The 13,624-nt window shown below is 39.3% G+C and carries 18 protein-coding genes; 4 read left to right on the forward strand and 14 right to left on the reverse strand.

Going from position 1 to position 13,624, the window contains the following annotated elements; all coding sequences use genetic code 11:
• The first annotated feature begins 114 nt into the window (after nt 1–114).
• The 3 genes from Q0590_RS03250 (at nt 115) to Q0590_RS03260 (ending at nt 2,384) form a co-directional block, all read left to right on the forward strand.
• Entirely contained in the window at nt 115–744 is a 630-nt protein-coding gene (locus Q0590_RS03250; RefSeq protein WP_302036038.1) for a DUF3575 domain-containing protein, read from the forward strand.
• Nucleotides 745–1,216: 472 nt separating this feature from the next.
• Complete coding sequence (locus Q0590_RS03255) at nt 1,217–1,768, forward strand: DUF3575 domain-containing protein (RefSeq protein ID WP_302036039.1); 552 nt, start codon at nt 1,217–1,219, stop codon at nt 1,766–1,768.
• A gap of 100 nt (nt 1,769–1,868) precedes the next feature.
• A complete protein-coding gene (locus tag Q0590_RS03260) occupies nt 1,869–2,384 on the forward strand; it encodes a cupin domain-containing protein (protein ID WP_302036040.1) in 516 nt (171 codons plus the stop codon).
• Between the two features lie 15 nt (nt 2,385–2,399).
• Here Q0590_RS03260 and Q0590_RS03265 read toward each other — a convergent pair whose 3' ends face one another.
• The 12 genes from Q0590_RS03265 to Q0590_RS03320 all read right to left on the reverse strand — a co-directional run bounded on the left by Q0590_RS03265 (nt 2,400) and on the right by Q0590_RS03320 (nt 9,958).
• The gene (locus tag Q0590_RS03265) at nt 2,400–3,272 is read right to left on the reverse strand and encodes an ATP-binding cassette domain-containing protein (protein WP_302036041.1); all 873 of its coding nucleotides are present in this window, start codon (nt 3,270–3,272) and stop codon (nt 2,400–2,402) included.
• On the reverse strand, nt 3,269–3,946 hold the full coding sequence (gene modB / locus Q0590_RS03270; protein ID WP_302036042.1) for a molybdate ABC transporter permease subunit: 678 nt from the start codon (nt 3,944–3,946) through the stop codon (nt 3,269–3,271). Before modB ends, Q0590_RS03265 begins: the two co-directional genes overlap by 4 nt.
• A 3-nt stretch (nt 3,947–3,949) precedes the next feature.
• A complete protein-coding gene (locus tag Q0590_RS03275) occupies nt 3,950–4,354 on the reverse strand; it encodes a TOBE domain-containing protein (protein WP_302036043.1) in 405 nt (134 codons plus the stop codon).
• The gene (gene modA, locus Q0590_RS03280; protein WP_302036044.1) at nt 4,351–5,097 is read right to left on the reverse strand and encodes a molybdate ABC transporter substrate-binding protein; all 747 of its coding nucleotides are present in this window, start codon (nt 5,095–5,097) and stop codon (nt 4,351–4,353) included. The genes Q0590_RS03275 and modA overlap by 4 nt, the downstream gene beginning before the upstream one ends.
• A 12-nt stretch (nt 5,098–5,109) precedes the next feature.
• A complete protein-coding gene (locus Q0590_RS03285; RefSeq protein WP_302036045.1) occupies nt 5,110–5,637 on the reverse strand; it encodes a molybdopterin-dependent oxidoreductase in 528 nt (175 codons plus the stop codon).
• Between the two features lie 64 nt (nt 5,638–5,701).
• A complete protein-coding gene (locus tag Q0590_RS03290) occupies nt 5,702–6,055 on the reverse strand; it encodes a winged helix-turn-helix domain-containing protein (protein WP_302036046.1) in 354 nt (117 codons plus the stop codon).
• Between the two features lie 11 nt (nt 6,056–6,066).
• Entirely contained in the window at nt 6,067–6,624 is a 558-nt protein-coding gene (locus Q0590_RS03295; protein WP_302036047.1) for a DUF1697 domain-containing protein, read from the reverse strand.
• Between the two features lie 27 nt (nt 6,625–6,651).
• Nucleotides 6,652–7,017: a DUF1801 domain-containing protein gene (locus Q0590_RS03300; protein ID WP_302036048.1), complete on the reverse strand. Its 366-nt coding sequence runs from the start codon at nt 7,015–7,017 to the stop codon at nt 6,652–6,654.
• Between the two features lie 8 nt (nt 7,018–7,025).
• Complete coding sequence (locus Q0590_RS03305; RefSeq protein WP_302036049.1) at nt 7,026–8,126, reverse strand: DNA alkylation repair protein; 1,101 nt, start codon at nt 8,124–8,126, stop codon at nt 7,026–7,028.
• Between the two features lie 94 nt (nt 8,127–8,220).
• The gene (locus Q0590_RS03310) at nt 8,221–8,688 is read right to left on the reverse strand and encodes a CYTH domain-containing protein (protein ID WP_302036050.1); all 468 of its coding nucleotides are present in this window, start codon (nt 8,686–8,688) and stop codon (nt 8,221–8,223) included.
• A 51-nt stretch (nt 8,689–8,739) separates the two neighbouring features.
• The gene (locus Q0590_RS03315; RefSeq protein ID WP_302036051.1) at nt 8,740–9,666 is read right to left on the reverse strand and encodes a CHAD domain-containing protein; all 927 of its coding nucleotides are present in this window, start codon (nt 9,664–9,666) and stop codon (nt 8,740–8,742) included.
• A 97-nt stretch (nt 9,667–9,763) separates the two neighbouring features.
• The gene (locus tag Q0590_RS03320) at nt 9,764–9,958 is read right to left on the reverse strand and encodes a cold-shock protein (protein WP_302036052.1); all 195 of its coding nucleotides are present in this window, start codon (nt 9,956–9,958) and stop codon (nt 9,764–9,766) included.
• A 320-nt stretch (nt 9,959–10,278) separates the two neighbouring features.
• On the opposite strand from Q0590_RS03320, the gene Q0590_RS03325 reads away from it, so the two are divergent.
• Nucleotides 10,279–10,536 (forward strand): hypothetical protein, encoded by a 258-nt coding sequence (locus tag Q0590_RS03325; RefSeq protein WP_302036053.1) that lies wholly within the window; start codon nt 10,279–10,281, stop codon nt 10,534–10,536.
• 84 nt (nt 10,537–10,620) lie between these two features.
• Here Q0590_RS03325 and Q0590_RS03330 read toward each other — a convergent pair whose 3' ends face one another.
• Both Q0590_RS03330 and Q0590_RS03335 read right to left on the reverse strand, forming a co-directional pair.
• On the reverse strand, nt 10,621–12,222 hold the full coding sequence (locus Q0590_RS03330) for a peptide chain release factor 3 (RefSeq protein ID WP_302036054.1): 1,602 nt from the start codon (nt 12,220–12,222) through the stop codon (nt 10,621–10,623).
• 133 nt (nt 12,223–12,355) lie between these two features.
• Nucleotides 12,356–13,537, reverse strand: coding sequence for a glycosyltransferase family 2 protein (locus Q0590_RS03335; protein WP_302036055.1), 1,182 nt, complete (start codon nt 13,535–13,537; stop codon nt 12,356–12,358).
• Nucleotides 13,538–13,624: the final 87 nt, after the last annotated feature.

The following is a 13,624-nucleotide window of genomic DNA, read 5'->3' on the forward strand; positions in this document are numbered from 1 at the left end:
TTGTCTGCCAAGCCGTAAGACAATTTGCTAGAATAGTATGCGTTTTTTGTAACCAAAGTCACTATAATCAAGTACTCATTCCAACCCATTTACTCATTTTTTCAATCTACACCTATGAAGATCAACTACCTTGTGTTATGCATTCTGGGAATGCTTATGCTATCGGTTTCCACGGTAGAAGCACAGCAGCGCAAACCTGCCTCCCGCACCAGAGTACTGGATATTGATGATATGCCGAAAAATGTAATTAAATTGAATATACTTAGCCTGGCAGTGGGTACCGTTTCCGGATTTTATGAACGGGTGATTAATGAACAAATGAGTTTTCAGCTAGGCGCCAGTTACACCAACATCAGCAGCGACTGGATACTGGATGTACGCTACAAGGGATATACGATTACGCCAGAGTTCAGGTATTATCTATCGTCTACAGAAGCACCCAGAGGCTTTTATGCCGCGCCATTTGTGCGTTACCGCCGCTCCGACGTAACAGGCAATATTACCAGAGATGGAAGGGAAATACCAGCTAATGGTAAAATTTCTGCGTATGGTGCCGGACTGATGGTTGGCGGGCAGTGGATCATTGGAAGACACTTTTCTTTGGATGCGTTTGTAGGACCTTCATTGAATGCACGTTCAATTAAAGTAAACACACCTGATGTAACAGAAAAAGAATTTCCAGTGCCCAATATACTGGGCGTTTTTGGGCTGCGCGCAGGCATTACAGTGGGCGTAGCTTTCTAACAAGAACTTATTCTCATTTTTTAAAGGCTTCAAACATGTAGTTCCTTTTGTATCACTATTGCATCTTTGCTTATTTTACTGTAGGATGTAAAGGGTATATAAAAGGATTTTTATTAAATGTTAGAGAGAATTAGTAACTCACAACCCATTTTATAACTTTTCATAAAAGAACAACTTCCTACCAGTGTAGGAAGTTATTCTTTTCAAGTTTGAATTTCCCCTGAAATATTCCTGAAAATAGAATATAATTCTGTTAATCAAGACTTTAACTAACTATCATTTCTTAAGAAAGAATTTTTCTCTTAAACTACCTAACGAATTCCTGACACTTTTTATCAGCGGTTGAGTTAATTGTAAAATATCATTCTTTTTTCTTACACTTCAATTTTTGCGTATATAACACATTATTTGGAAGTATGAGGGTCTGTCTGTTACACTTGTAACATCACAAAACAATAAACATTACCCTCAAATGAAAAAAATTACCCTCCTGTTTTTCATGTTTGTAGCTGTTATGCTGGCTTCGAACTCAGTAATGGCTCAAAAGCAAAATGTTATTAAACTTAACCCTTTAAGTTTAGCATTAGGCAACATTTCCGTTTCCTACGAAAGATTTTTAAGCGAGAGAGCTTCTCTGCAATTGCATGGTGCCTATTGGTTAGGTGGTTCTATTGGTGACACTAAGTGGAACGGTATGACCTTAACTCCAGAATTCCGTTATTATGTGAGCAACAATGAAAGACCAAAAGGCTTTTATTTAGCTCCGTTTGGTAAATATCAGAGCTTTACTGCAAAAAGTAAAGAAGTTGACTCTAAAGCTAGTATCAGCCGGGTAGGTGGTGGTGCTGCTTTCGGTTACCAGTTCTTGTTTGGCAGAGTAACCTGGGATACTTTCTTAGGTCCTCAGTATTTATCTAACACTGTAAAATATTCAGGTGAAGGTAGCGATGAGCAAGTAAATATCGACAGATTTGCTGGTAACTTCGGTTTGCGTTTCGGTACTACTATTGGTATTGCCTTCTAAGCAACAATTTACATTTCTTAAACACGAATAAAGAGGGCCTGAATAGGGCTCTCTTTTACTTTTTACATACCTTTATAGCATAAATTTTTAGCCTTGATTTATGCACCCACATACATCTGCTGCTTACTGGATTGAAAAACTACAAATGCTGCCACATCCGGAGGGCGGGTATTATGCAGAAACCTATAGAAGCAGCGAAACAATAGAGGCCGGCTACTTACCCAGCCGGTATAATGGCGACCGCACCTTTAGCACGGCTATTTATTTTCTGGTGGAAGGCAGTAAATTTTCTGCACTTCACCGGATTGCTTCTGACGAACTTTGGCATTTTTATACTGGGAGTACCTTAACTGTTTATGCTATAGCGCCTGATGGACATTTGCAGACCATCCATTTGGGAAATAATCCGGAAGCCGGGGAGGTTTTTCAGGCAGTAGTAAAAGCCGGATGCTGGTTTGGCTCTAAGGTGGAAGATCCTACAGGGTTTGCATTGGTGGGTTGTACGGTAGCTCCAGGGTTTGATTTTGCCGATTTTGAACTCGCTAACCGCAAAGAACTGGTAACTCTATATCCGCAGCATGGCCATATTATTGAAGCCTTTACAAATCCACTATAGGCTATTTAACTAAAGTTAAAGTTTTTTAATAATCGGATTAAAAGCTTTAGAAAATACCATAACCTGACTGCCTATAGCAAGTTGCTCGGCTTCCTCTTTGGTAGCAATTGTTTTAATAATGCTATTTCCAGTTAGGATTTCAATAATGTATACTACCTCACCAGGCACTATGCGGACTACTTCACCAGTCAGTTGTATTTTGCTGCTCAGGCGTTTTTCGCTGAATACTTCATCTGGCTTCCCACTTTTACTAATGCTGCCTTCTTCTATAATAAGCACTTTATTTGCCAGCCTGTATATTTCTGCCAGATCGTGACTAACAAGTAACGTAGTTGTCTGGAATTGCCGGTGCAGCAGATGGATTTCTTCCCGCAGTTTATGCCGCATCTCCTGGTCAAGCGCAGATAAGGGCTCATCTAGCAGGAGTATGCTGGGACGGCGAACCAATGCCCGGGCCAGGGCAATCCGCTGTTTCTGTCCGCCGGATAGTGTAGTGGGTTTGCGGTGTGCCAACTTCTCCATAGACACCATAGTTAGCAGCTGTTTAATAAATTCCTGATCTGGTTTATTTCCTGAGGCATATTGCAGGTTTTCCAGAACAGTCATGTTGGGAAATAAGGCAAAATCCTGAAATACAAATCCAATGCTACGTTTTTGCGGAGGCAGATTAATTTTTTTCTGTGTGTCCAGCCATACCTGGCCATCTACTTCTATATAGCCCTGTTCCGGTTGAATCAAGCCGGCTAACAAACGTAAAAAGGTAGTTTTTCCTGCCCCAGATCTACCATAAATGGCAGTAAAGCTACCCGTTTCCAGAGAGGTTTCTATCTGTAATGCCTTTTCTCCTTCACTCATCGATAAGGTTTTTCTCACCTGTATCCGGATCATTCTTTTGTATAGTTTAGTAACCGCTTATTTATTATATAAACCAGGAGCAGTATCGTAAAAGAGAGCAGAAGTAAGATAGAGGAATACACGTGAGCAGCTTCGTAATTCAGGGTTTCTACTTCGTCGTAGATAGCAATAGAGGCTACTTTAGTTTCTTCCGGAATGTTGCCCCCAATCATTAATACCAATCCGAATTCTCCAATGGTATGAGCAAAAGAAAGTACGATTCCTGAGAATAGCGCAGGCTTTATATTGGGCAGCAATACTTGAAACATTGTTTGTAGTTTGCTTTTTCCTAAGGTATACGAGGCTTCTTTCAGGCTTGCAGGCAAAGCCTCCAATCCCGCTTGTATGGGTTGTACCATAAACGGCAGGCTATAAAGAATGGATGCCACCACTAATCCTTCAAAGGAAAAAACCAACCGTATATCAAATACCCTTTCCAGAAAACTGCCTAACCAACCTGTAGGACTAAATGCCAGTAATAAATAAAAGCCTAGTACTGAAGGCGGTAGTACCAAAGGTAAACTAATGAAGGCTTCCAGTATAGACTTGCTTTTGTGTGTAATGCCAGCCAGAAAAGAAGCCAGCGGAATTCCCAGGATCAGCAAGAAGAAGGTGGTAGTAAAAGCCAGTTGAAAGGTAAGCAGCAGCGGGCCATAATCTATGTTCATGAATCAGATAGCTTCCATAATAGATATTTCATTTGTTTTTACCAGGCCCTCTACGTGGTCGCCTACTTGTAAATGCAACCTGTGAACAGATTGGGTGGTAATAATGGAATATAATAGCTGTCCTTTAAAATCCAAGGCAATTTTAGATACTATTTTTCCAGGCTCAATTGACCGGATAATCCCCGGAAAACGGTTCCGTAAGCTTAGCCCTCCTGTTAAATGCTTGGCTATAGACATTTCAGTTTCTTTAAAAATAAGGAATACATTATTTGCCTGTTTCAGATAAGAAGCCGTTTGCGGGGTATCTATCACTAATGAAAAAAATTCTGTTCCTTCTGCCAGTATTCCTACCAGAGAGATATTGCCATCTGTTTCAATACTTGTAATTACGCCATTGAGCTGATTCATGGGAGACGGTAGCCGTAGGTTTGAAAGATATTTTTTGCTTTGGTGGTGAATAGAAAATCATAAAATTGCCGGGCTGCTGCCTGGTTGCGGGTTGCAGCACTTTTCAACATAACCACTCCTTGTGCAATAGGTGTATACGTCTGTTGATCTACCTCTATCCATTGCCCTTTATTCTGCATGGAAGGTTCTTGTACAACTGATTTAGCTGTAAAGGCCAGGTCTGCTACTCCAGTTAATAAATACTGATTAACGCCGGCAATACTTTCGGCATACACCAGCTTGGGTTCTGCTTGGTCGTATAGCCTATTTTTACGCAGTGCCTGCACGGCTGCTTCTCCATAAGGAGCCAGTTTAGGATTTGCTATGGCTATTTTTTTTACAGATACCTCATTTACGGTTTGTAAACCTTTATTTAAATTTTTATCTATTAAACTCCACATCACTAACACGCCATAGGCATATACGTTAGGTTTATCTTCTGTTAAACCACTATCATATAAAGCTTGTGGGTATTTCATATCCGCTGAAAGGAACACATCAAATGGGGCCCCTTGTTGTATTTGTGTGGTTAGCTTGCCAGAAGAGCTAATAATTAACTGTGTATCAATCCCTGTTTCTTTTTCAAACGATCCTTTTAAAGCTTCCGCTACAAATTGTGCATTAGCCGCTACCGCTACTCTAATCTTTTGACTATACCCAGGCTGAAACAAACTTATAAAAACAAGCAAGCATATATATCGCATAGGAGATAATTACTATAATTTGGCCACTTTAATCGATTTTACCCATCGTACATGCCTGGGACCTGTAATGGTATCGGCTGTACAGATGAGCACAAAGGGACCATCCTCCACTATTTCTTTGCTGTTCTCCTCAAATAAAACATATACAGAGTCTCCGGTTTTATTGTTATATAGTTCATTCCATGAAAAAAGCACCTCATAGCCATCAGTTGCAGAAATAAGTACATAATACTTTCCTCTTTCTTTAGAATTGGCCATAGTTATTTTTGCTTCGTTCAGCAAATCTTTTAATAGCACCCCTTTATAACTGCCTATGGTACGTTTTACTTCGCCTTTAGAAGAGACAATAGTATAATTTTTTCCTTCCACTACCTTCCTTTTCTTTAAAGAAGCCACTGAAATGGAAAGAGGCTTTTCTACCAATCCTTCTACCTGCACTTCTGTAACAGATGGAAAGGCAGGTGTATCACTAGCTTTGGCTTGCGCAAGCACTTCAATACCAAACACATATAAAAGCAACAAGCAAACAATATTTTTCATAGAATAGCATCGATATATACACCAATATACAACGAAAACTAGTATTTGCCAGCTACGCAAGGTCTCAGGTTGAAAAAGTTTTATGAAAGGCTGCTTTTTCTTGCTCCAAAAATGTACAAAAACGTTGATGAAGCGCTTTAAAATAGACTATTAATTCTTCCCCATACGCTGTTATTTGTGCTCCTCCGCCACTTTGCCCGCCTTTTTGTGTTATCACCACAGGTTGATCGGCAACTTCATTTAATTCATCAATTAGCAGCCAGGCTTTTCTATACGACAAGTTCATTGCTTTGGCTGCCTGTGAAATAGACCCATGCTCTTTAATTAATTCCATTAGCTGAACCTTACCAGGCCCAATAAATTTAATATCATTCACTTCTATCCATATTCTTCCTTTTACTTCTACTGGTTTATTCATACCCATTATTACTAAGCTAATCCTAATTTCTGGTGTGCAATTCTTAACAATTCATTCATTGTGCGCCAGTTACGGGTAGTGGCCATTACCTGGAGTTTTCTTTCAAAAAATGTATTAGTTAATTTGGTTCGCCCATAGCCATTAGGGCAATACAGGTATATTACTTTATCATCCATCACGAATTCATCTGGCTCAAAAGTAAGCGCCTGGCATTTTTCTATAGCCTGCAAAGCAGGCGCATGCTGTAAAAAAGTAACATGTAGTTTATCTTTTTCTATATTATGGCGTTGCAAAAATGGATTTCGGGTTATAACTGCCTCCAAATCAGTAGCTGTGCTGATAAATACTGGTATGTCAAAAGTATACTCTTTATATAGGGCTTTTGTAATAAGCTCCGCCAGATAATCCGCATCTGAATGTGATGAGGTAAATACTACATTTCCGCTTTGTATATAGGTTCGTACGTTTTCCAGATCTAGCCCTTGGTATAGCTTTTCTAACTCCTGCATACGCACTTTTTTAGTGCCACTCACATTGATGCCCCGAAGCATAGTTACATAAGTTATCATAGTCTGTCTGAGTAAAAAACGTTGAAATTAACTGGTTTCATCAACTATCAAAGCTTCTTGTATCCATTGCCTCACTTGCGGCCAGTTGATCTGGGAAATGGAGACATAATGCACGGCTATTACTTCTTTTCTACCATTGCTTTGTAGCAATCCTTCTTCATTGCTCATCAGGTATCCTTTGCAAAAACCTAAAGCCACTCCTTCGGTAAGTCCGCCGTTTGGTACAGAGGCCGGCCATATAAAACAAACTCTGCTTTTTCTATAGTAGTAAGGAACACCATATGAAAGTTTCTCACGCAGCATAGGGGCCGTCTCTAAAATACAATTTCGCAGACCAAGAATTATCTTTTTTTCATTCTCTGGTAAGTTAGCAATCAGGTCTTTTACAAACATTGGATATGTTATGGGATATGAAGGTAAAAAGGTGTTTCTGCCTCGATTTCGCCATTGAGCATAATACCCAGGGTATGCTTTCCCGGATATAAAGTGCGGGTAGAATAGTGCTGCAGCTTCACTTTTTTGCGGATGGTAAACTTCTCTCCCCTGTCTAATTTTTTTTCGGCCAAGTAAAATACTTTTTTGCTTGCTTTGCCATTTTGCCTGGCGAAATCAATTATGTATTGAAGCCTTATTTCTACTGCTTGCCGGGCCATACAGGAAAAAGTAAACTCTAGGGTTTCATTCAATTGAAAAGTATCCTTATTTAAAATCACGGGAAATACTTCCACTACCTGTTTTGCTCCAAATCCGAATAATTGAAGGGCGTGTTCATGGCCAGTTTTAAGTAAGGTACGGCAAGCATGTTTGAGTAATTTATCTGTATTGGAATTAGCATTCTTCCATCTTGCCGCAAGTTGTAATACTACCTGAGGATGATCTTTAGATATATCATTTAAGTTATTTGCTACACTGCGGCGTACATACTCTGATGGATCAGCTTTTAAGTTTTCCAGAATAGGTAGAATAAGTGAAGGATCATTTTTCAGGAATGGGACAGCCATAGCCCAAGGGAGCCGTGGACGGCAACCTTCACTAGCTAATCTCCTTACATGTAAGTTGGGGTGCGTAGACCATACGAGCATGGTTTGGAGCATTTGCTGCGGATAAGTTAGTAAAAATGGCCGTACAGCAAATTCTGCACTGGCAAGAGAAGTTATTTCCTGTAAGGCATTAACTGATGGCTCAAAATAGTTTAAACCAAATTGCTCTACATAATCTGGTAAAAACATAAAGGCAAATGAATTGGCAAACCCTGCCTGTTGAGCTTTCTGTTTAATCTGAACCAAATAGGGAACAGCCTGCGGAAAATCTGTTGGCAAAAAAACAGCTAAAACCCGGCTAATATGCTGCATTCTGGCTTTTAATTCCAATGTTTCCCAGGCGGGAATGAAAATACGTCTAAAAAAATCTTTTTTGTTAAAATCTGGTACTGCTTCTTCTACTATCGTACTTAAATGCTCAAAAAACTGAGCATTGTACATATTCTTTAGCAAGTCAGGCATGGAAATTTAGCGATTGGAGGTGGCCAGGGGATGGCAAAGTAATAAACTAAAATTAAATATATTATAAAGTGAAATTGTTGTTTCCAGCTACCTATCACCAGGAAGAAAATGGATTTTTAATCAGACTGGCATTATAATATTTCGGCTGCATGGTTACTTCTTCACCTATCCAGGGTGGTAAATCTATGGGCTGAAACTCATCTTCCAGCTCTACCTCAGCTACTACTAAGCCTTTGTTTTCTGCCTCAAATTCATCTATTTCCCAAAGCAAATTGTTATACATAAGTTTGTAGCGTATTTTCTCAATAAGGGGTTTTTCGCATAGCTGGGTTAACATTTCTATGGCCTCTTCATAAGGTATTTCGTATTCATACTCACTTCTAACAGCACCCATAGTTTTCCCTTTTATGGTAAGGTAAGCCATGTTCTCAATTGTTCTGATTCTGACTACTCTGTCTGGATGACTGCTGATATAACCCTGTCTATAATAAACACCGGTAGTTAGTTGATTTTTCCAGCTATCATCTTTTATCAGAAATTTCTTTTCTATTTCTAATCCCATACTATTAAATAAGCATATAAATAAAAATTAAACAAAAAGCTGGCAAACGACTTACGCTGGCTGTGTTATGGATTCTTCGGTACGCCAGATGTTCCAGTAAAGCTGAAGGCGTATGATAAAGTCTTTCGGTTTTTCTGCGTAAATCCGTTTAGCCAGCGGATGAACCTGCTGTTGTAACGTGTTTCTATAACTTTCTATATGCATCAATAATTTATCAGCTGAAGATCTGCGGCCAAAGGTAAGTTGGCCAGATGTTATTTCTTCGTACAACATACCCATATCATGATCGTCGCCCAGTAGTTCCGATAATATTCCCAGCTGCACAGCATACGATTCCATCAAACCTTGCCAAACAGGCGTAAGCAGGCGGGTATGATACCAAAGTATCTTTACTTCTTTTCTAAATTCATGGAAACTGTCTATAGTCGGTTGTTTGCTTGCCTGTTCATAGGCTTTTTTACCCCTCGTATAGACTAACTGAATGCTAGCAGAAAGTTCATCGAACGAGTGTTGGGCCATTGCAATATCCGGTAGATTTTGTTGGGCTTCTTTTAAGGCTGAAAGTACTGCAGTGATAGCCTCTTTATTTTTGAAAAAACCCTCTGATACCTCCATTTGCTTAGCTAATAGTTGTTTGCGCAATTGGAAGCAAGCGGTTCTGGGCATAGCTTTTCTGTCTGATTTTCTCAGTTTCTCTACTGTTTTAATCATTACAGCAGCCTCCCTGACATGGGAAAGCATATGCCCTATATTCCGGTAGCGGATATTTTCTTGCTTGAAAAGTTCTTTATCTAAAAGCTTTCTTACCAAACGTAGTACCGCCCGGATTTTTTTAATACTCTTCCGCACCTCATGCACAGCTTTATCAGGTTCACTGCCAAAGTTTTCCATACTATGGATAGCAGCTGCAAGTTCTTCGGCCCATATTCTCCGGATGTTTTCGGCAACAGATTCATCCCTGATAAGTTCGTATGCCATTCAATAGAGTATAGCTAATATGGAAAATAGAAGAAGGGCTATAAACAAAAAAACATACGCAAAGGCATGTTTTTTATAGAAGGAGTAAAGAATATGGTTATTGAGCAATTTTCACATTCACTGCATTCATGCCTTTTTTGCCTCTCTCAACATCATAAACTACCTGGTCGTTTTCACGAATTTCATCGATCAGACCTGTAACATGTACAAAAATATCATCACCACCATCGGATGGTTTAATAAACCCAAAACCTTTTGAGTCATTGAAAAACTTAACGGTACCTTTTGGCATTTGATTGGTTATTAAAAAGTAGTAAAAATTTATTTCACACAAAGTAGTATATTTTTATTGTAAAATCAAATACCTTGTTTTACTGCCTTGAAATTTGATTGTTTTAAGGCACAGCATTTCAGGTATATCCATTACTTACTACTTGTGCTCAGGTGGTTATTTTATAGGCTGATATACGCTTTAGAAAATCATCAAAAGTAGCTTTTCTTAATTCTAGCCCCTTTATTTATAATCAGTACGCACGTAATAATATAAGGCATTTATTTCAACTAGATCTTTCACTTATCTAGCATATTTGTATATATCAACTTACTCTTCGTATGAATAATATATTGGACTCCTATAATTTGAACAGATCAGTTATACAGGATCAGGAAATGCTAACAGGTGGTGTTTTTGCTTCTGGCGATTATCTCAAAGTTCAGGAAAACATCAACAAATTAAAGTTTGCCAGTTTAGCGGTTATGGTGCTGGAAAGTGATATTATTTCAGAGAAGGATAAGAAAATGATTGTAAAGCTGTTGATCCTGGGAGAATACAATATGGCTATGAAAATAATTGAAAACTATGTGCTCTGAAAACTAATCATGGATATATTTTCAAACTAAAACACCCGGAAGAGCTCTTCCGGGTGTTTTAGTTTGAAAAATTACTGATCTTGTCTACACGTTTGATGCTTCCGATTGATTGTATTCAGATATAAAATGGAACTCAATGTCCGGATAAATATCTTTAGTCCAGGTAAGAGCAGAAGCAGTCTCTGCCAAAAATACCGGACGCTCGTCTTTATCATAGGCAATAAAGGCGGATTTCCTCTCAATAAAATCCTTCAGTTTTTGCTTATTAGAAGAAGTTATCCAGCATGCTTTGTACAATTGCATGGGGTAAAACTCACAGGAAGCCCCATATTCCTGTTCCAACCGAAACTTAATTACATCAAACTGCAACTCTCCAACAGTACCAATAATCTTCCGGTTACCAGGCTGCTTATAAAACAACTGCGCTACTCCTTCATCCGTTAACTGGCGTATACCTTTTTCTAACTGCTTCGTTTTTAAAGGGTTGGTATTTACAAGTTCTCTAAATATTTCCGGGGAGAAACTGGGAATGCCGGTAAACATAAAATTTTCGCCTTCTGTTAAGGTATCTCCGATTTTAAAGTTACTAGTATCATATAAGCCTACTACTTCTCCTGGCAAAGCATCTTCTGTTACACTTTTCTCATTGCCTAAAAAAGTATAGGGATTGCTAAACCGGAAGCTTTTACCCAGGCGTACATGGTGGTAAAACTTATTACGCTGGAAACGGCCTGAACATACCCGCAAAAAAGCAATCCGGTCACGATGCCGTGGATCCAGGTTGGCATGTATCTTAAAAACAAACCCACTAAAAGCCTCTTCATTAGCTTGAATTACTCGTTGGGTGGTCGGCTTGTCTCCAGGATAAGGAGCTACTTCTATAAAAGTGTCCAGGAGTTCTTTCACACCAAAGTTATTAATGGCACTCCCGAAAAAAACCGGAGCGAGCTTTCCCTCCAGGTACTGCTCTACATTAAAAGGTTCGTAAACGCCTTCAATTAATTCAGCATCTTCTCTGATCTGATCGGCATCCCGGCCAAGCAATTCATCTAACTCTGGTGTTTCCAGAGAAGCAAGACTGATTACCTCTTTTTCTAATTGGGTTTTATTGGCATTAAATAAATCCAAACGTTGCCGGTACAAGTTGTATACTCCTTTGAAATCAGAACCCATATTAATAGGCCAACTCAAGGGACGCACCCGTATCTGCAACTTTTCTTCTAACTCGTCTAATAAATCAAAGGGATCTTTTCCACTACGGTCCAGCTTATTTACAAAAATAATTACTGGTGTGTTACGCATTCTGCAAACCTGCATTAACCTCTCTGTCTGCTCTTCCACACCCTTTACACAATCTACTACTAATATCACACTGTCTACCGCAGTTAACGTGCGGTAAGTATCCTCAGCAAAATCTTTGTGCCCTGGTGTATCAAGTAAGTTTATATGAAAACCATTATAAGTAAAACCCATGACAGAGGTTGCTACAGAAATGCCTCTTTGCCGCTCGATCTCCATAAAATCGGAAGCAGCATGGTTTTTAATTTTATTGGATTTTACAGACCCGGCCGTTTGAATTGCCCCGCCAAAAAGCAGAAATTTTTCGGTAAGGGTAGTTTTTCCAGCATCCGGGTGGCTGATAATTGCAAATGTGCGCCTCTTTTGTAACTCTTCTTCTAATTTCATTCAGTTAGGAATTCTATACGTATTGATTAGCAAAACACTATTCTGCAAACTTACACGACAGAACAGTGTTTCAACCATTTCCTAACAGAAAAATAATAAAATCAGTTTAACCGGCTTCAACTATTGTGTTAAATCATGTCCGCTTTACTTTTTCCCAGATACCCGTCTGCGTAGTGGTTATATACTTAACAAAACCCAGAAACACTGTGTAATGCATAAAACTGAAATAAAAAGGCACAAACAGAGCCTGAATCCGCAGTTTGTTCTTTTCCAGCATATAACCTATAATAGCCAGTAAATAAAATAAACATTGCAGAATGAATACTGCTTCAAATAATTTACTTGAAGGGGCCAGTAACAGATTGGTAATGAATAATAATGGGATACACAGTGGAGCTACCGTCCAGCGGAATACCCTATGCGACAGGTACTGAAAACTAAGCAGGCCATACTTGAAAGGATTCAGCAGATGTTTTAGCCGGACTATGGACTGAAAACCTCCCGTACAAATCCGTACTTTCCGCTTCATTTCTTCAGCAATGGAAAATGAAGGAGTTTCGATGGCATAGGCTTCCGGCTCATATACCACTTTATAGCCTTTCTCGGCTATTCGCATAGAAATGATAAAATCATCCAGTAGCGTGTCTTTCTCTACAGGTTCGTACAATCCCGTGCGGATAGAAAATAGTTCTCCGGCAGCTCCTACAATGGTATTCAGTTCGGCATCCAGTTTTTTCAGCAAAGATTCATACTTCCAGTATAGTCCTTCTCCGGCACCGGCAGCCTCTGCCAACTGGGTAGTAGCTATGCGTTTTTCCCCAGATACAGCTCCCACATTCGGATCATTATAATGTTGTACTAATGTGAGTATTGCATCCCGGTTAAGTAGTGTATTGGCATCAGTAAATACAACTATAGGAGTAGTTACCAGTTTCATTGCCTGATTGATCGCCTCAATTTTACCTTTGCGAACCGTGCCAGCTATAACTTGTATTTGTGAATATTCACTCAAAAATTCTGTAGTGCCGTCAGTAGAGCCCTCCGTGACGAACATAAGCTGTAGTTTATGAGGCGGATAATTCAACTGCAGCGAGTTACGTAACTTCTGTGCAATACAAGAACGTTCGTTATACGCAGGTATGATCAGCGTAACTTCTGGCAAGGGTTTAAATAACAGGGTTTTCCGGGCTTTGTTGGATTGCATCCATTTTTTTAGCCTGACTACTGTATATAGCAACAAGCCATATCCTACATAGGAATAGAACAGCAAGAATAGCGCTATCCAGAATATAATACGGATGTAAGATTGTTCCATATTCCTTAATATTTTGTGAAAACAATTAGTAACTACTGCCTTCTTCTGACTTTACTTTCACAGGCCAAAAAGTATGTATGCTTGTAT

This window comes from Rhodocytophaga aerolata (assembly GCF_030503435.1).
Lineage (GTDB): Bacteria > Bacteroidota > Bacteroidia > Cytophagales > 172606-1 > Rhodocytophaga > Rhodocytophaga aerolata.